The sequence below is a fragment of the Rhodococcus erythropolis NBRC 15567 genome (assembly GCF_001552595.1).
GTDB lineage: Bacteria > Actinomycetota > Actinomycetes > Mycobacteriales > Mycobacteriaceae > Rhodococcus_F > Rhodococcus_F erythropolis.
Genome location: NZ_BCRM01000022.1, coordinates 1 through 17114, shown reverse-complemented (window position 1 = coordinate 17114; position 17114 = coordinate 1). Strand labels below are relative to the sequence as shown.

Annotated in this window: 17 protein-coding genes; 13 read left to right on the top strand and 4 right to left on the bottom strand. The window is 60.4% G+C overall.

What is annotated here, in order from left to right:
* Together RE4_RS23020 and RE4_RS23015 are read left to right on the top strand one after the other, a co-directional pair.
* Positions 1 to 441: a MaoC family dehydratase gene (locus tag RE4_RS23020; protein WP_020968404.1), complete on the top strand. Its 441-nt coding sequence runs from the start codon at positions 1 to 3 to the stop codon at positions 439 to 441.
* A complete protein-coding gene (locus RE4_RS23015; RefSeq protein ID WP_019746856.1) occupies positions 438 to 1607 on the top strand; it encodes a lipid-transfer protein in 1170 nt (389 codons plus the stop codon). The genes RE4_RS23020 and RE4_RS23015 overlap by 4 nt, the downstream gene beginning before the upstream one ends.
* 107 nt (positions 1608 to 1714) lie before the next feature.
* Here RE4_RS23015 and RE4_RS23010 read toward each other — a convergent pair whose 3' ends face one another.
* On the bottom strand, positions 1715 to 3019 hold the full coding sequence (locus tag RE4_RS23010; RefSeq protein WP_060939419.1) for an HNH endonuclease signature motif containing protein: 1305 nt from the start codon (positions 3017 to 3019) through the stop codon (positions 1715 to 1717).
* 85 nt (positions 3020 to 3104) lie between these two features.
* On the opposite strand from RE4_RS23010, the gene RE4_RS23005 reads away from it, so the two are divergent.
* The 6 genes from RE4_RS23005 to RE4_RS22980 all read left to right on the top strand — a co-directional run bounded on the left by RE4_RS23005 (position 3105) and on the right by RE4_RS22980 (position 8978).
* Positions 3105 to 3647, top strand: a complete 543-nt coding sequence (locus RE4_RS23005) for a GNAT family N-acetyltransferase (RefSeq protein WP_060939418.1) — start codon at positions 3105 to 3107, stop codon at positions 3645 to 3647.
* A 55-nt stretch (positions 3648 to 3702) separates the two neighbouring features.
* Positions 3703 to 4704: an AraC family transcriptional regulator gene (locus tag RE4_RS23000; protein ID WP_060939417.1), complete on the top strand. Its 1002-nt coding sequence runs from the start codon at positions 3703 to 3705 to the stop codon at positions 4702 to 4704.
* A 134-nt stretch (positions 4705 to 4838) separates the two neighbouring features.
* A complete protein-coding gene (locus RE4_RS22995; protein ID WP_060939416.1) occupies positions 4839 to 5249 on the top strand; it encodes a VOC family protein in 411 nt (136 codons plus the stop codon).
* Positions 5250 to 5375: 126 nt separating this feature from the next.
* Entirely contained in the window at positions 5376 to 6569 is a 1194-nt protein-coding gene (gene acmB, locus RE4_RS22990) for a methyl acetate hydrolase AcmB (RefSeq protein ID WP_060939415.1), read from the top strand.
* A 103-nt stretch (positions 6570 to 6672) separates the two neighbouring features.
* Complete coding sequence (locus tag RE4_RS22985; protein WP_019746862.1) at positions 6673 to 7521, top strand: mycofactocin-coupled SDR family oxidoreductase; 849 nt, start codon at positions 6673 to 6675, stop codon at positions 7519 to 7521.
* Positions 7518 to 8978, top strand: coding sequence for an MFS transporter (locus tag RE4_RS22980; RefSeq protein ID WP_060939414.1), 1461 nt, complete (start codon positions 7518 to 7520; stop codon positions 8976 to 8978). Before RE4_RS22985 ends, RE4_RS22980 begins: the two co-directional genes overlap by 4 nt.
* A 33-nt stretch (positions 8979 to 9011) precedes the next feature.
* Here RE4_RS22980 and RE4_RS22975 read toward each other — a convergent pair whose 3' ends face one another.
* Positions 9012 to 10970 (bottom strand): glycoside hydrolase family 71 protein, encoded by a 1959-nt coding sequence (locus RE4_RS22975; RefSeq protein WP_238076916.1) that lies wholly within the window; start codon positions 10968 to 10970, stop codon positions 9012 to 9014.
* A 44-nt stretch (positions 10971 to 11014) separates the two neighbouring features.
* Here RE4_RS22975 and RE4_RS22970 point away from each other — a divergent pair, with 44 nt between their 5' ends.
* The 3 genes from RE4_RS22970 to RE4_RS22960 are packed head-to-tail and all read left to right on the top strand — an operon-like array spanning position 11015 to position 13428.
* Positions 11015 to 11971, top strand: coding sequence for a daunorubicin resistance protein DrrA family ABC transporter ATP-binding protein (locus RE4_RS22970; protein WP_003945489.1), 957 nt, complete (start codon positions 11015 to 11017; stop codon positions 11969 to 11971).
* A complete protein-coding gene (locus tag RE4_RS22965) occupies positions 11968 to 12768 on the top strand; it encodes an ABC transporter permease (protein ID WP_003945537.1) in 801 nt (266 codons plus the stop codon). The genes RE4_RS22970 and RE4_RS22965 overlap by 4 nt, the downstream gene beginning before the upstream one ends.
* Before the next feature lie 30 nt (positions 12769 to 12798).
* Positions 12799 to 13428 (top strand): TetR/AcrR family transcriptional regulator, encoded by a 630-nt coding sequence (locus RE4_RS22960; RefSeq protein ID WP_021342839.1) that lies wholly within the window; start codon positions 12799 to 12801, stop codon positions 13426 to 13428.
* Here RE4_RS22960 and RE4_RS22955 read toward each other — a convergent pair.
* Positions 13419 to 14213, bottom strand: coding sequence for a putative protein N(5)-glutamine methyltransferase (locus RE4_RS22955; RefSeq protein WP_060939412.1), 795 nt, complete (start codon positions 14211 to 14213; stop codon positions 13419 to 13421). The two genes, RE4_RS22960 and RE4_RS22955, sit on opposite strands and share 10 nt — an antisense overlap.
* Positions 14214 to 14420: 207 nt before the next feature.
* Here RE4_RS22955 and RE4_RS22950 point away from each other — a divergent pair, with 207 nt between their 5' ends.
* Complete coding sequence (locus tag RE4_RS22950) at positions 14421 to 15581, top strand: lipase family protein (protein WP_060939411.1); 1161 nt, start codon at positions 14421 to 14423, stop codon at positions 15579 to 15581.
* 10 nt (positions 15582 to 15591) lie between these two features.
* Here the strand turns inward: RE4_RS22950 and RE4_RS22945 are convergent, their stop codons facing one another.
* Positions 15592 to 16158 (bottom strand): TetR/AcrR family transcriptional regulator, encoded by a 567-nt coding sequence (locus RE4_RS22945; protein ID WP_060939410.1) that lies wholly within the window; start codon positions 16156 to 16158, stop codon positions 15592 to 15594.
* 127 nt (positions 16159 to 16285) lie between these two features.
* Here RE4_RS22945 and zapE point away from each other — a divergent pair.
* Positions 16286 to 17114: cell division protein ZapE (zapE, locus tag RE4_RS22940; protein WP_060939409.1), on the top strand; the 829-nt coding region annotated here is incomplete at its 3' end.

Sequence of the window (17114 nt, the reverse complement as noted above, 5' to 3'; positions counted from 1 at the left end):
ATGACTTTGACGACGGATATCACTGTGGGAGAGGTTCTTCCGCAGCTCTCGATTTACGGCGACCCGACGTTTGTGGTCTCGGCAGCGCTCGCTACCCGCGACTTTCAAGATGTTCACCACGACCGTGATCTCGCACAGAAGCGCGGCTCGAAAGACATTTTTGTCAACATCCTCACGGACACCGGCCTGGTGCAGCGATTCGTGACCGACTGGGCAGGACCGCGGGCAGTACTCACGTCGATCAAGCTGCGCCTCGGGGTCCCGTGGTACGCCTACGACACTTTGACGCTCTCCGGCACGGTGACCTCCTACGACGAGGATCTCGTTTCGCTCGCGGTGGTCGGTAAGAACAGTCTGGGAGATCACATCACTGCGCAGGTCACACTGGCATTTCCGGCGTCGGGCTCGAATGGAGACATTGAAAACGGAGACATTGAATGAGCGCATTGTCCGGCAAGGCTGCGATCGTCGGAATCGGAGCCACGGATTTCTCGAAGGACTCCGGTCGCAGTGAACTGCGACTGGCCGCCGAGGCTGTTCAAGCCGCGTTGGACGACGCCGGTCTGACACCCGCCGACGTCGACGGTCTTACCTCGTTCACCATGGACACCAACACCGAAGTGGCAGTGGCTCGTTCGGTGGGTATCCCGAACCTCAAGTTCTTCAGTCGTATTCACTACGGTGGCGGTGCCGCTGCGGCGACGATTCAGCAAGCGGCCATGGCGGTTGCCACTGGCGTCGCAGACGTCGTCGTTGCTTATCGCGCATTCAACGAGCGATCGGGTGCGCGTTTCGGGCAGGTGAACTCCGGTCTTGTGGCGCAGGTCAATTCGTCGGGAACGGACAACGCCTTTTCCTATCCTCACGGATTGGGTACTCCCGCATCGTTTGTCGCGATGGTCGCGCAGCGATACATGCACGTATACGGAGCGTCCAGCGAGGACTTCGGTCGAATCGCCGTCGCGGACCGTAAGCATGCAGCCACCAATCCGAAGGCGTTCTTCTACGGAAAACCGATCACCCTCGAGGACCATCAGAACTCGCGATTCATCGCTGAACCTTTGCATCTCCTCGATTGCTGCCAGGAATCCGACGGCGGCATCGCCATCGTCGTCACCTCGCCAGAACGAGCCAAAGATCTGAAGAACACCCCTGCCGTTATCGCTGCCGCAGCACAGGGCAGCGGGGCAGATCAATACATCATGACCAGCTATTACCGCGACGGTTTGACCGGCCTACCGGAGATGGGCCTTGTCGGCGATCAACTCTGGTCACAAAGTGGGCTGCGCCCGTCGGACATGCAGACGGCGATCTTCTACGACCACTTCACGCCCTATGTTCTGATGCAGCTCGAGGAACTCGGTTTCTGCGGTAGGGGAGAGGCCAAGGACTTCATCGCTGGTGGCGCAATCGAACTCGGAGGCAAGCTTCCGATCAACACCCATGGTGGACAGCTCGGTGAGGCATACATCCACGGGATGAACGGTATCGCCGAGGGAGTTCGGCAGATCCGCGGTACTTCGGTAAACCAGGTCGACTCCGTCGAGAATGTACTGGTGACTGCAGGAACGGGCGTTCCGACATCAGGGCTTGTGCTGACTCGCTGATCGTTGTGAGCACAGCTTCATCAAGCGTCACGGCCTGTTGGCACCGCATCGAGGTCTCCTTCGATGCGGTGCTGGCCCGTGTTCTGTTGTGCCCGAGGAGTACTACCTCAGGTTTTGAAGGTGGTGTTCGCCGGCCGCGGATGCCGCTGCGGGTCGATCGAGGGTGGTGGGATGAACCACGGTTTGTTGTCGACCCCGATCCGGATTTCCCATTTCCCGACGAATCCGGTTTTTCGGTGCATCAATCGATGATGTGAACGGCACAGTAGGACAAGGTTGTTCATCACCGTCGGGCCGCCGTTGGCCCAGTGCCGGATGTGGTGCGCATCCGTCCAGGCGGGCACGCATGTGCAGCCGGGGAAGGCGCAGCCTTTGTCGCGGGCGATCAACGCCACTCGCTGCTCCGCGGTGACCAACCGTTTCCCGGGTTTCGCATCGAGCGGCGCGCCGTGATCGTCGAGCAGCACGGTCGAGAGGAAACAGTCGCACCCGAGGAGTCTGGTCTGCGATACGGATAGTGGTCCGAGCCAGGGCATGTGCCCGACATCGATATCCGACACAGCCGCTCCACCATCAGGAGCAGCGGGCGCGGCGGCGCAGTCCCGGTGCTCCGCGAGATCACGGGCGTTGATGTGCACGTTCACGTGCGGCCGCTGGCCACCATCGTTACCGGTCTTCGCGCAGTCCAGGTAACGCCGGATCAGTTCGGTGAACCCGTCCGCGGTCCGCTTCGCCGCCGACCGGGCATCGGGGGTTCCATCGGGTGCCGGGGTGGGAATCGTCAGATTCGACAGGGCGGAGAGCAGCATTTCGCCGGTGAGAGCATCGAAATCGCCGCGCACCACCACCCGGCCGTTCAACGTCGACGCGATCCGGAGCTCGTTGCGATCCACATCTTCGGCGGGCGGAATCTCATCCGATTCGAAAATGCGCTCCAAGGTCGCGATGACGTTCCGTACTTTCGTGGTCGTCGCCTCCACCCCGGACGCGGCAGCCAACAACAAGTCGATACAGCGAGGGAGCGCTTCCTCCGGCATCCCCTTCGGCGGTGACTCGCAGAACGCCACGATCAACACGGCATGCTCGAACGAGCAGTCCCCGTCATCGAATCTGGCAGCCACTGCCGGAAACGGGCGTAGCGCCGCACCCAACGCGGCGATCTTCTTCCCGTCCCGAACCTGCAGCATCGTGTTCGCCGCCAACCAGCACCCCACCCCGCGGCTGGCGATCACCTGATCATCCGGGCGCATCGAGAGTTCGTCCACCACCGCCACACGAACGGCCTCGAGCCGCAGAATCTCCGCACTCGCCGACACCGCAGCCGCACGCAACTCAGAAGCAGACAACTGCCACAGGCGTCCGCGCAACCCCACCGCAGAACCCGAAACCACGTCCGACAGATAGACACTCATTGAATCCCCCGATCCCCTACTCAGAGAATACTCGAACATGCGTTCGAGTCAAGGGGTGCTTTTGGGCTAGCTCTAGGATCGCTGGATGTTCACGTTGACTACGGAACGCCTTGTTCTTCGAGATTTCACTGCCGCGGATGAAGATGCCGTCCATCGGTACGCGTCCGACCCTGCCGTCTGTAGATATGTTGATTGGGGGCCGAACACCCCCGCGGTGACCAGGGCATTCCTGGCTGACGCGGCACTCGAAGCTGAGCTCGTCGAACGTCGCACGTTCACCCTGGCCATCACGTCGAAGGCTGATGGAACGGTCATCGGTTCCGTAGCTGTGTGGGAAGTATCCGCCGCGCACCGGCGGGCGGAACTCGGTTTTGTCGTGAACCCGAAGTCCCAAGGACGAGGTTATGCATCCGAGGCAGGGAGCGCGGTCCTGGGACTCGCCTTCGCTCGCCTTGGAGCACAGCGCGTGCAGGCAACGTGTCGTCCGGAGAACTCGGCGTCGGCGTCGGTGCTCACCAAAATCGGAATGGTGGAGGAGGGGCGGATGAGGGCACACATGGTGATCCGGGGGACCGCGGTGGATTCGCTGCTTTTTGCTGCAACACGATCTGCCGCCGTACAGCCATAGACCGCGTCAGCTCACTTTTCGTGACCTTCCCGGGCCCTGGTGCGATACTCGAACCATGTTCGAGGATGCCTTGCTCATCGACGCGGCCGGCCGGCCCACTATGCAGCATCACCAGGCCTTTTCTCGGGACTGGGACCGCATCAAGGAATGGTCCGACAACATCTACATGCCGTATACGGTCACGCCGATAGGAAGTCGGTTGAAGCCGGCTTCGGACATGTACTCGGCGGCGGTGGGCAAGATCGACGTCACCCGATTCTGCTACGGCATTCCGGTCTCTGTCGGTGAATGTTCTCCCGAGGCCGGAAACATTCTGGTTCTGACGACGATCAGAGGCAACGGCCGACATACCCTTGGTCGGGGAGCTGCGGCAAATACTGCCGTGGGGGAGACTTTTGTCGCCGACTGTAGTCGGACCGACTATTTCGTCGAATTCGACGCGGATCATCTGCAGCTGAATCTCACTGTGCCGCATCAGCTTGTCGCCGACCACGCCCAGCAGTGGTACGGGGCGGTTCCCGACGATCGTCTGTGGCGGCACAAGTGCACCATCGGCGGGCGTGGCTCGAGTTGGCTCGCATTGATGGACTACGTCGTTCGCGCGATTGCAGAGTCGCCTGACGCGATCTCGAGTGAAAGGCTGGGCGCCAGGGTTCAAGAACTCATCACGGCTCAGCTTCTCGACGAGTGGGCGACGCAGGCCGGTTTGCAACTCGGCGCCGACGTCGCCTCCGCCGAACCGGCATACGTGCGATCGGCGGAGGAGTACATCGATACCTTCGCGCGCTCGGTGCCGACGGCGTCCGAGATCGCGGCTGCGGTGGGCGTCAGTGTCCGAGCGCTCACTGCGGGATTTCGACGGTACCGAGACACCACGCCGGGGCAACGATTGCGCGCGCGTCGACTGGAGGGGGTACGCAGCGAACTGTTGCGTTCCGATGGGAGAACCGTCTCCGAAATCGCAAACGCCTGGGGCTACGTCAATCTGGGCATGTTTGCGGCCGCCTACCGGAAACGGTTCGGAGAGTTGCCTTCCGAGACTCGGAACCCACTCTGAGGACAGTTGTTTGAACGGTCATGACGATCGGTTTACGCACTCGATGAACTGCGATGATCCGTTGTTTCGTGTCGGAGCGTTCTGCAAGGATTGAAATCGAACGTGACAGCAATCCCACGAGCTAGGAGTACGTCATGGCAACTCGACTCAATCCGTACATCAGTTTCAACGGTGACGCGCGTGAAGCGTTGGAGTTCTACAAGGGCATTTTCGGTGGCACGCTGGCGCTGAGCACGTTCGGTGAATTCGGCAATCCCGGCGAAGGCGGGGACAAGATCATGCACGGAATGCTCGAGACCGATCAGGGATACACCCTGATGGGTGCTGACACTCCGCCCGGCATGCCGTACAACCCCGGCGACAACATCACGGTCAGCCTCAGCGGCGACGACGGCGATGTGCTGCGCGGGTACTGGGAGCAACTGTCGGGAACAGGTACGGTCAGCGTTCCGCTCGAGAAGCAGATGTGGGGCGACGAATTCGGCGCCTGTACAGACAAATTCGGTATTTCCTGGCTGGTGAATATCGGAGCGCCCCAGAGCTGACTCCAGACTCTGCCCGGTTCTGCCGAAACGAGACAGTTTTCCTGCCGTTTCGAGGCAGAGCCAGGTGTGTGATCGCCGTTACATTCTGTTCGACAAGACAAGTTGCAAGTCGGATGGAGAAATGCAGTGACGATCGAAGATATTGCGCGGAAGCCCCTTTCGAAGCAGCGCCTCGACGACGTGCTGGCGCGAGCAACTCAGGGGGCTGATCGCGTCCCGGGTGTGGTCGCGATGATCACGGATCGAGAAGGCAACATCTACGAGGGTGCTGCGGGCGAGCGGACTCTCGGTTCCGGCGTTCCGATGACCCTCGATACAACCTTTGCGCTCTTCTCCACCACCAAGGCGATCACCGGTACCGCTGTCCTGCAATGTGTGGATGAGGGATTGCTCGATCTCGATGCACCTGCAGCGACCTATGTTCCCGACATCGGTGAGCTGAAGGTCCTGGACGGTTTCGACGCCGGCGGAAACCCCGTTCTTCGGGAACCCAAGCGTGACATCACCACTCGCATGCTGCTCCTTCACACTGCAGGGTTCGGCTACGACTTCTTCAACGAGTCGTACAACCGGCTCTCGCAGGAACATGGGCAGCCCAGCGTGATCACGTGTAGCAAAGCGGCGCTCACGACACCGCTGCTCTTCGACCCGGGTGAGAAATGGGAGTACGGCACCAACATCGACTGGGCCGGACAGGTCGTCGAGTCGATTCGAGGTCAGCGACTCGGCGATGTCATGCGTCAGCGCATCTTCGAACCTCTCGAGATGGCCGATACGGCATTCACGATGAGCCCGTCGATGAAGGATCGACTTGCGCCGATTCATCAGCGCGAGGGCGACGGAAGCCTCACTCCGCTCATCGGATTCGAGCTTCCGGCCGAACCCGAGGTGCACATGGGTGGTCACGGTTTGCACGGCACTGTCGGCGACTACACGAAGTTCATTCGTATGTGGCTCAACGACGGCGCGGGCACATCCGGTCGCGTGTTGTCGCCGGAGACGGTAGCTGCAGCCGTTCAGAACGGGCTCGAAGGCCAGCACGTGGGGTTGTTGCCCGGAGTTCTCCCGACGCTGTCCAACGATGCGGAATTCTTCCCCGGTGTACCCAAGGGATGGGCATACTCCTTCATGACAAATGAAGAGGTGGCACCCACCGGTAGGCCGGCCGGATCGCTGGCTTGGGCGGGTCTTGCCAACCTCTATTACTGGATCGACAGGCAGACCGGCGTCGGCGGGTTCTGGGCAACGCAGATTCTGCCGTTCGCGGACGCTGGATCCATCAACGGATACCTGGAATTCGAGACCGCCGTTTACCAGTGATCGGCTGGATTCCCGCTGTCCGGGATCGACTGTTTCTTTCGGGCCGGTTCGGAGTACGCATGCAGTACAGCGCACGCTTGCATACAACGAACTAGGAGACGGCATGAACAGCCTCGAAGGCAGCTTCGAAGGAAAAGTTGCACTGATCACCGGCGCCGCGCGCGGTCAGGGGCGCGCCCACGCTGTCGCATTCGCGGAGCGTGGCGCGGACATCGTGATCTGCGACCGGTGCGAGAACAGTGATGTCGTCGCCTACCCCCTCGCAAACGAGGAGGATCTGAAGGAAACCGTTCGTTTGGTGGAAGCCACCGGTCGTCGGTGCATTGCCGTCAAGGCGGACACTGCTGATCGCGAAGCAATGGACGCGCTCGTTGCCCGCGCTGAAGCCGAGTTCGGCCGTGTCGACATCGCCGTCGCGAATGCCGGTGTGTCCGTGCCCGCTCCGATCACGTCGATGACGTCGGCACAGTGGAACGAAGTCATCTCGTCGAACCTGACCGGTGTGTTCAACACCGTTGCGGCCGTGTCAGGTGGAATGGCGGAACGTGGTTACGGTCGCATCATCACGATTTCCTCGATGATGGGTCGATCAGGTGGCACCCAGATGGCGGCGTACGGCGCCTCCAAATGGGGCGTCATCGGTTTGACGAAGAGTGTGTCGCTCGAACTGGCCAACTCGGGTGTGACCGTGAATGCTATTGCACCGGGAAACATCTCGACGCCGATGATTCACAACGACATGATGTACGCAATGATGCGGCCTGACCTCGAATCGCCGACGGCAGACGACGTCGAACCCGTGTACGCGACTCTGCATGCGCAGCCGGTCGGTTGGCTGGATCCCTTCGAGATCACGCGAGTAGTCCTGTTCCTCGCCGCCGACGCGAGTGCCCACATGAGTGGCATCGTGGTTCCTGTCGACGCCGGAGTAGCCGCTCGCTCGAACGCTTGACGGACAAGACTGTTCGCGCGAAAGCGCGGACCGGGTGGGTCGTCGGCGTCCTGAGTCTGAGCGGTGTGGTGGTCGCGCTGCAACAGACCTTGGTGGTGCCGGTCCTGCCTGCGTTCGCGACGGCATCGGGAGTATCGTCGTCCACCGCTTCCTGGCTGGTGACCTCGACGTTGCTGACCGGTGCCGTCGCAACCCCTCTCATCGGCAGACTCGCCGACATGTTCGGCAAGCGCGCGATGATGCTCGTCTGTCTTGCCGTGATGATCGTCGGCTGCATGGTTGCTGCGCTCAGCCAGAGTTTCTGGTTACTGATCCTCGGGCGCTCGTTGCAGGGGTTCGCGACGGCACTTCTGCCCGTCGGAATCAGCATCATGCGCGATGTCCTTCCTCCGGAAAAGCTCAGTGGTGCAGTAGCTCTCATGAGTGCGACGTTGGGGATCGGTGGCATGTTCGGTATGCCGATGGCTGGGGTGATCTCGGCGCACTGGGGACTACCCGCGCTTTTCTGGGTCACCGGTGGATTCGGGGTCGTACTGATAGTCGTCTTGCCGCTGGTGGTGCCGGAATCGACTGTGAAGAGTCGCGGACGCTTCGACTTTCTGGGAGCCACAGTCCTCACGCTCGCTATGACTGCACTGCTGCTGGCCGTTTCGAAAGGAACCGAATGGGGCTGGGCAAGCCCCGAGGTTCTGGTTCTGATCGCGTCCGGCGTGGTCTTGCTCTGTGGATGGATTCCGTGGGAACTGCACACGCCGGCACCGCTGGTCGATCTGCGGACTTCCCTTCGCGCTCCGATTCTGGTTTCGAACGTCTGCGCAGTATTACTCGGTTTTGCCATGTTCATCAGCGCGTTGGCGGCAACGCAGGAACTTCAGTTGCCCGTGGCGTCGGCGGACGGTCTCGGACTCTCGGCTGCCGAAGCCGGACTGGCGATGATGCCGGGCGGAGTCCTGATGATCGGATTGGCGCCGGTGTCGTCCAAAGTGACGAGGCGATGGGGAGCGAAGGCTACGTTGGCGTCGGGTGCGATCGTCATTGCAATCGGATATGTCTTGCGTGTGCTGTTGGCGCCGACGTTGGTCAATATCGTGATCGGCGCTGCCGTGGTATCGGCCGGCGTGGCATTTTCGCTGGCGGCCATGCCGACTCTGATCACCGAATCTGCGCCGATCCATCAGACTGCCTCGGCCAACGGATTCAACAGCCTGCTCCGTTCGGTCGGTACCTCCACCGGAAGCGCCGTTGCGGCAGCGGTATTGGCCAGTTCAACGGTGGTGATCGGTGCGAGCGCTGTGCCGACCCTGCATTCGTTCGCGGTTTTGTACTGGATCGGAGCGGGCGTATCAGCACTGGCCGCCGCGGTGACGTTGGCAGTGAAGGTGGAGCGGACGGGGGCGGTATCGCTGCCCGAGTTACCAATTGCAGCTCAAACCGATGGCGCAACGAAGATCGGGTGAGTCGACGGACTCACCCGATCTTCGTCGTCACCGTTATCTTCGACTGGAATCAACCAGGTACTCGAGATTCTGGTTGTACGGGGTGGCCGTTACCGCAGCGTGCGAACTCACCCGGGACACCTCGGTAGTGCCGCGAACGACAGAAGCCTTGATCGAACCTACTTTCAACGGTGCTATGCAGCTGCTCATCCCGGCCGGGGCATTGCAGGTGGTTGTCGTGGTTCCCACCGTCACTTTGACGACCGCCGGCGCCGTCAAGAAGGAAAGGACTTCGACGGTATCTCGAGCGGGGGATGACCATTGGCGCAGTGTCATAGGGGCAGCAGAGCGATTGACGGGGACCGCGGAGGCCGACTGATTGCGGTAGATGAGATACGCGGTGTCGCGAACAATCGCGGGTGAGGCGCCGGTGCGAAAGCTGTACAACCCGTAGGAACTCATGTCGAGCAACGCACGCCCATGGCCGACGCTGGGCGCGAACGACGTTCCCTCGCTGTAGTCGTTCCAGGTGACGAGCTGTACCCATTCGCTGTTGGACGCAATCGCAATCTGCCACATGTTCTGCAGATTCTGTGAATTCTGTGCCTCGTCGTAGATCGACTGACTTGGACGAACATCTTGGAAGGCGACTGGTTGCATCCATATCTTTCCCAAGGAGTGAGCGGCAGCGGCAAGTCCCATCGGAGAGTTCGGGTTCGATCCCGAGAGCGGATTTCCTGCCGGATTTCGATTACCCCAATTCGACATCCCGTAGCTGATCGATGCAAAAGAATTCCGGTTGGCTGCAGCGTCGAGGAAAACCGGAACAAATGCCACATTTATGCCGTAAGAATTCTTCATAAGAGTGATGAACTCCGACCACCAGCCCGCAGTCTTGTTTTCGGCAAGGAATGGAGATATCACGAGCCGTCCGTCGTTCAATTTGAACGATGATGCCATGGTCGAATACGGTTTCATCTCTGCTGCCATTTGAGCTGCGGTCATGTTTTTGAACGCGCCGTTCATATCAGGCATGAGCATGATCTTGAAATTCGGATCGACTGCTGCGGCCGCTTTGATCAGGGCGGTGGGCACGGTGGAACCCCACCAACTGGTGTCGGTTGCCTTGGCGATGATGTCGACGGAGAATCCGTCGATGCCCGCGGCGATTGCCGAACGAACTTCGTTTTCGAGGTCGCGTTGGCGCCACTGCGTATCGGCGATGGGTTGCCGCGGTGTCGGCCGATCGCGGAGGAATCCTCCGTAGCGAACGTGTTTGTTGTTCTCGCCGTTGACCGTAAGATATTGTGTCGCATAGTAATCGCCAGACGGATTCGCATTGTCGATCGAAACCGGATAGGGCGGGAAGTAGTGAGCGAAAACCAACTTTCCGTTCAGTGCTGACTTGGGTGGAATGTCGAAGGGCAGCGCTGCAGATTCAGGATTAGCCGAGAACGAGGCCGGCGTGTACGTCGGCGCGGAGCGTGGTTGTGTGTTGTACGCGGCGATCAGTGCGGCCGCGACAATCACGGCCAGGGTGAAGCAGATGGTCTCGAAGGAATATTTCGCCGTTTTTCGGATCCACGGAGTTCGGATGTATCGAGTTCTGATACTCATGGCACAGTCAGCCTTTCTCGATCCCCCGAAGTGTGAGTCTTCCCCGCGTGCGCTGAATCGGTGATTCAATTCTTTTCGGCCTCTGTCTGATTTGTAATTCGAGATTCGACACCATAAGTCAACCGTCACCGGCCCGAGTGTCACTTGCTGTACGAGTGTAACGCTGCCGCGTTCATCATGAATACCTGAAAGCGGTCTTTGTTCAAGAATTTCGGGTTTTTCTTTCCGGTATATATCCGTCGAAAGGTCGGTGAAATTTATCGGCTGTATTGGACAGGACTGGGACGTGTGGTCTGTTCCGTACCTCGTGGCCGAAAGGCACCGGCGAAACCAGGGAGGTGATTGCAGCCGGGCAACTGACGAAAAATCCTGGAATGTGTCGGCCTCCTGGGTCACACTGGGGAACGGACTACCGACGGATTACCGATGCGGGAGGGCTCATGACCGAAGCGATTGTGGCCGAGGGGCTGGTCAAGAAGTACGGCGACGTCACGGCATTGGACGGCATCGACCTGGAAGTGCGCGAGGGTTCGGTGATGGCTCTATTGGGTCCCAACGGCGCCGGAAAAACCACTGCGGTAAGGATATTCACGACGCTGCTCATTCCGGACGGTGGACGCGCCAAGGTTGCCGGACTGGACGTGGTCGAGGATGCGCGGGCGTTGCGGTCCAAGATCGGTGCTTCGGGTCAGTATGCCGCGGTCGACGAGTACCTGACGGGCTATGAGAACTTGGACATGGTCGGGAGGCTGTATCACCTCGGTGCCCGAAGTAGTAAGGCCCGAGCGCGTGAATTGCTCGAGCAGTTCGATCTCGTCGAGGCTGGAGATCGGCCGGTCAAGGGCTATTCCGGCGGAATGCGGCGACGTCTCGATCTGGCCGGCGCATTGGTTGCTCGGCCGCAGGTGTTGTTTCTGGACGAGCCGACCACCGGCCTCGATCCTCGTGCGCGACTCGGCCTCTGGGATGTCATCGAAGGGTTGGTGGCGCAGGGGACCACGCTGTTGCTCACGACGCAATACATGGAGGAAGCCGAGAGGTTGGCCGACCAGATCGCCGTCATCGACCGCGGCTCGGTCATCGCGCGCGGTACTGCAGATCAACTGAAGGCGCGGGTCGGGGGTGAGCGCATCGAACTGAGTGTGCACGAGGTCGAGCATCTCGACATCGTCCGAGAGGAATTGCGCTCGCTTGCCGTGGGGGATATTCAGGTTCAGGAGAATGTCCGTCGCGTCACCGTTCCTGTCGACGACGGTACCGATGCGTTGGTCGCAGCGCTGAATCTCCTGTCGGCACGAGGCATTCGGGTGTTCGACGTCGGTCTGCGCCGGCCCACTCTCGACGATGTCTTTCTCACACTGACCGGGCACCAGGCTGAACTGGAGGATCAGAAATGACCGTGCAGATGGCGCTCGAAGACGGTTTGACCATCGCCAGGCGAAACTTGATCAAGATCAAGCGCGTTCCGGATCTGCTGGTGTTCACCACTTTGTCGCCGATCATGTTCGTGCTCTTGTTCGCATACGTGTTCGGCAGCGCGATCTCCGTCCCGGGCACGTCGTATCGAGAGTTCCTGATCGCCGGAATCTTCACGCAGACGGTCATATTCGGTGCTACCTGGACTGGTTTGGGGATGGTCGAAGACATTCAGAAAGGAATCATCGACAGATTTCGATCGCTGCCCATGGCTCCGTCTGCCGTGCTGACCGGCCGAACATCGAGTGACGTGTTGATCAACGTCATCAGCTTGGTGGTCATGTCGTTGACCGGTCTTCTGGTGGGGTGGCGCATCCATTCCAGCTTCCTCGAGGCGGTGGCCGGTTATGCGCTGCTTCTGTTCTTCGCGTACGCATTGTCATGGGTCATGGCTGTCGTCGGGCTTTGGATCCGCACGCCGGAAGTGTTCAACAACGCGAGTTTCATCGTCATCTTTCCGCTGTCGTTCATCGCGAACACTTTTGTCGAGACCACCAATCTTCCCGGCCCGCTCAAAGTGATCGCCGAATGGAATCCGGTGTCGGCGGTGACTCAGGCGGTGCGTGAACTGTTCGGCAATACCAATCCTGCGATGACGGTTCCGGATGCGTGGCCACTGCAGAATCCGGTCATCGCGTCGCTGTTGTGGACTTTCGGTTTGCTGATCGTCTTCGTGCCGTTCGCTATTCGTCGGTATCAGAAGGCAGTCAGCCGCTGACCTGGTGATTCCGGCCGGTAGGGTGGGTATGTGCCGGAGCCCGAACGCATCGACAAACGCAGCCTGAGATACGCCGGGCGACGTGAGGAGTTGCTCGACGCGCTGACCCGCTACGTCATCGACAACGGTGTCGGGGAACTGACGGTGAGGCAGCTCGCCAAGGCCGTAGGTGTGTCGCATGCGTCGTTGCTCAACCATTTCGAGAGCAAGGAGAACCTGCTCTCCGAGGTCATCGAGAACATGCGTGGTGAGTCCATTCCGATTGCGGTTCCGATGAAACCGGGGGTCGATCCGGCGGCAGTGCTGACCGCGTGGTGGACCGAACGTACGACGCCGGAGGTCCTGCCGCGGTTCCGAGTGATGGTCGAGATTTACGCCCTCGCGCTCGGCGACCGCGAACGCTACGGACGGTTCCTGGACCGTTTTGTAGGCGATTGGATCGAGGCACTGGAAGCCGGTCTACGACAAGCGGGTTGCCCCGAGGACGATGTTGCCTCTGTCGCTACTCTGTTGCTCTCGCAAATGCGGGGTCTGTCGATGGATCTTCTGGCCACTGGGGACCGGGCCCGCGTCGATCGTGCGTTCGGGCTTTTTGTCGACGGCTTTGCCGCCCGCGCTCGGGAGTGGTCCACGCCAGGATCCGATCGCCTTCAACACTGACCGATCACCACGGTCGAGGCGGTCTCACTGTAGGTTGCCACTCGAGTGAGAAAACCTCCCCGAGTGAATGTTTCAACAGTCATTTCGACCTGCTCCGTACTCGTCTCGACGAGAAGACAGCCACCCGGTCGTAGCCACGGCGCAGCGTCCGCGATGATGCGTCGCTGCAGGTCCAGTCCGTCGGTGCCGCCGTCCAACGAGACCAGCGGTTCGTGAAGACGGGCTTCGGGCGGCATCAGCCTGATCGAATCGGTGGGGACGTAAGGTGCATTGGCAACGACGACATCCACGCGACCGAGTAATTCCGTTGGTAGTGGTTCGAAGAGATCGCCTTCGAGTACGCGCTCGGGCGGTGTGATGTTTCGGCGAGCGCACCGCACCGCGGCTGGTTCCACATCTACCGCGTACAAATCGACGGCATCGAGCGTCGACTGCAGGACGGTACCGACAGCTCCTGAGCCACAACACATGTCGACGACGACGCTTCCCGAGACGACGAGTGAGCAGGCCTGCCGGGCGAGGAACTCGGTGCGCCGGCGTGGGACGAAGACTCCAGAGTCGATGTGAATACGCAAGCCGCAGAACTCGACCCATCCGAGGACAGGTTCGAGTGGTTCGCCGGCAACTCGTCGGTCGACCATCGCGTCGAGTTCATCGAGAGAGCGTGCGGTGTGAAGAAGTAGGCGAGCCTCGTCTTCGGCGAATACGCAACCTGCTGCTCGGAGAATCGCGGCCACCGACTTCTGCTGCGAAGCAGAGAAGGTCGGGAGATCAGGTGCTGACATGAGAGAGCCTTTCGGCCTCCTGATCTCGCTGGGACCTGCACGTATCGAACACCGCCACCCTACCCGAGCAGGCGTGTCACGACGGTAGATGCGGAGTGGGAATCTAGGTTGACCAATTGGTAAGGCTGTTCTATGGTCTGAACTCGATCGGCTGATGTGGGGCCGATCACCACAGATGCACCGTCACCGCAATCGTAGGAGAAGTACGTGAGTAAGCGACTGGGTAGGACGCTCGTCGGGCTGAGTGCGAGTGCATTGGTGGCGTTGACAGTTGCGGCGCCGGCTGGAGCGGAACCGAATGATGCTCCGGGTGCTGTCGTGAGTCGGGAGTTACTCGGTCCCGATCGGGTGATCCCGGGTGCCGTGAGCGCAACAAAGGTGACGTACTGGTCGACGGGCCCGAAGGATGCGCCGATGACGAGTACCGGTGTGGTGTATCGCCCAGAGGGATCTCCGCCCGAGGGTGGTTGGCCGGTCATCTCCTATGCGCACGGAACGGTGGGTGTCGCGGATCGGTGTGCGCCGAGCAGCAGTGTTCCACTCGAACGGACTGCGACACATCTGGGTCACTGGCTGGAGCAGGGATACGCGGTGGTGACGACCGACTACGTGGGGCTCGGAACACCTGGTGTTCACCCGTATCTCGACGGTCGTTCCGCTGCACACAGCGTTGTGGACATGGTGCGTGCCGCTCGTGCGGTCGACGACGACCTGTCGAGCGAATGGGTTGCGATGGGACAGTCGCAGGGTGGGCAGGCGACTATGTTCACCGCTTCGCTTGCCACTGATTACGCGCCGGAGTTGGACTACCGCGGCGCTGTCGCCACTGGTGTCCCCTCGAACATCGAAAATCTTCTACCGCTCGGTGGTCCGGCTTTCCCGGCGCTTCCGCTCAAGGGTACGACGGTCTACATCGCGAACGTTCTTGACGGACTGCGTGCTTCGCGGCCGGACATCGACATCGACTCGTATCTGACCCCGCTCGGCAAGACCATCCTCGACGACGTCGAGAACAACCTGTGCTACACCGAGGCGCGCACGAAGTACGGAACCGTCACACTCGGGCAGGCGCTGACGAAGTCGCTGGACAATCCAGTATTCATGGAGGCTGCGCGTGAACTGCTCACTGTGCCGACCGCAGGATACGACCGCCCGTTCTTCATCGGTCAGGGGTTGTCGGACATCGATGTTCCGGCACCGCTGACACTGAAGTTCGCGGCCGACCTCGCTGCCAACGGTGTGGATTTTGCATTCCATACCTATCCCACTGATCATCTGGGAACCGTCCCGGCTTCGGTTCCAGACAGCACTCCCTTTGTCGCGGCGCTGTTCTCTGGTCGACAACCCTGTACCGGAAGCCTCTGCTGACCGAGGTCTTTCAGATGACCCCCACTCCGCGAAGGTAGATGTCGATCGGGATCCGAAGTTGCCGAACGGTCTCGCTGGAGTGAGGGTCCCGGCTACGTGATCCGAGACAATAGTCGAAGATCAAGCCCTCCAGCAGGCTCAGGAAATTTGCGGCGGAGACGTCAGGGTCGTCAACGCCAACGGTTTCGAAGACGGGTCTTGCCTTCTCGAACGAAAACACGCTGCCTTCGAGGAGTTGGTGCAATGCCGAATCTCGGGGAGTTTCCACGAGTAGTGCATAGCGCGCGATCAATTCGTGTCTGCGGTGCGAGAGAAGATCGTCGAGATACTCGGCCGTCAGGGCAGCAGGATCGCTGGGCCTCTCGCGGAGTTCGTCGAAAGTCGAACGTGACCGGTGCACGATGTGCAATGCGGTTGCTTCGAGAAGTGACTCGCGAGTGCGGAAATAGTACGACGTCGAACCGGCAGGAAGTTCCAGGGACTGATCAACCGCCCGGTGGGTGAGTGCACGCGGGCCCTGCTCGGCGATGATCGTAACGGCGGACGCCGCAATGAGGGCTCTGCGATCGGGCTTCATGTCGTTCCTTGCTGTCGATGTTGCATGCTCCCGGAGTTGCATGCTGCAGATGGTGCGTCGTGAGGGTCACATTGACTCGATTTGCCCTCGGTCACTAGCCTCGACTCTACAGATGTAGAGGAGCCTCATGTTACTGGACGAAGAGCAGTTGGCGGCACATGAAGCCCTCGATGCACTGCGGGCCCGAATCTCGGGCGGTGAGGCCGGCGGAGGGATCTACCTCTGGGGTAGCGTCGGCCGCGGTAAGACGATGCTCATGGACGAGTTCTACGAGAGCATCCGAGTCGGCAAGCGGCGCATTCACTTTCATCGGTTCTTTGCAGATCTGCACTCTCGGGCGCACGAACTCGGGTCGATGGGCGCGGCGCTGGACCACGTCGTCGACGGAATCCGCGTGCTCTGTTTCGACGAGTTCCACATCGACGACGTCGCCGACGCCATGTTCATGGCAAGGGTTCTCGACACAATCGTCGCGAAAGGTGTGACTGTTGTTGTCACGTCCAATGTCCCGCCGACCGATCTTCTTCCGAATCCGCTTTTTCACGAGCAGTTCGTTCCGTCGATCGAGTTGATCGAGCGGACTCTCGAGGTGATCGAATTGGGTGGCTCCGTCGACTATCGGACGGCGGGTCAGCCAGGTGCCGGAGACTACCGTTTTGCGACAGGGGAATTCCTCGTCGGCTCGGGAATTACGTGGCCTTCGGGCGAAAGTGTCGAATTGACGATAGGCACACGCACATTGGAGTGCTCGGCGATTCGAGACGGTGTTGTCTGGTTCGACTTCGAGGTGCTGTGCGCTGGTTCGACCTCGGCTGCCGACTATCTCGAGCTTGCCTCCCGCTTCGACGACTGGGTGATCTTCGGAGTACCAGTGCTCGCCGAAGCTTCGGAATTTGCCCTTCGCCGTTTCGGAAATGTCGTCGATGTTCTCTACGACGTCGATGCGCGACTGACGG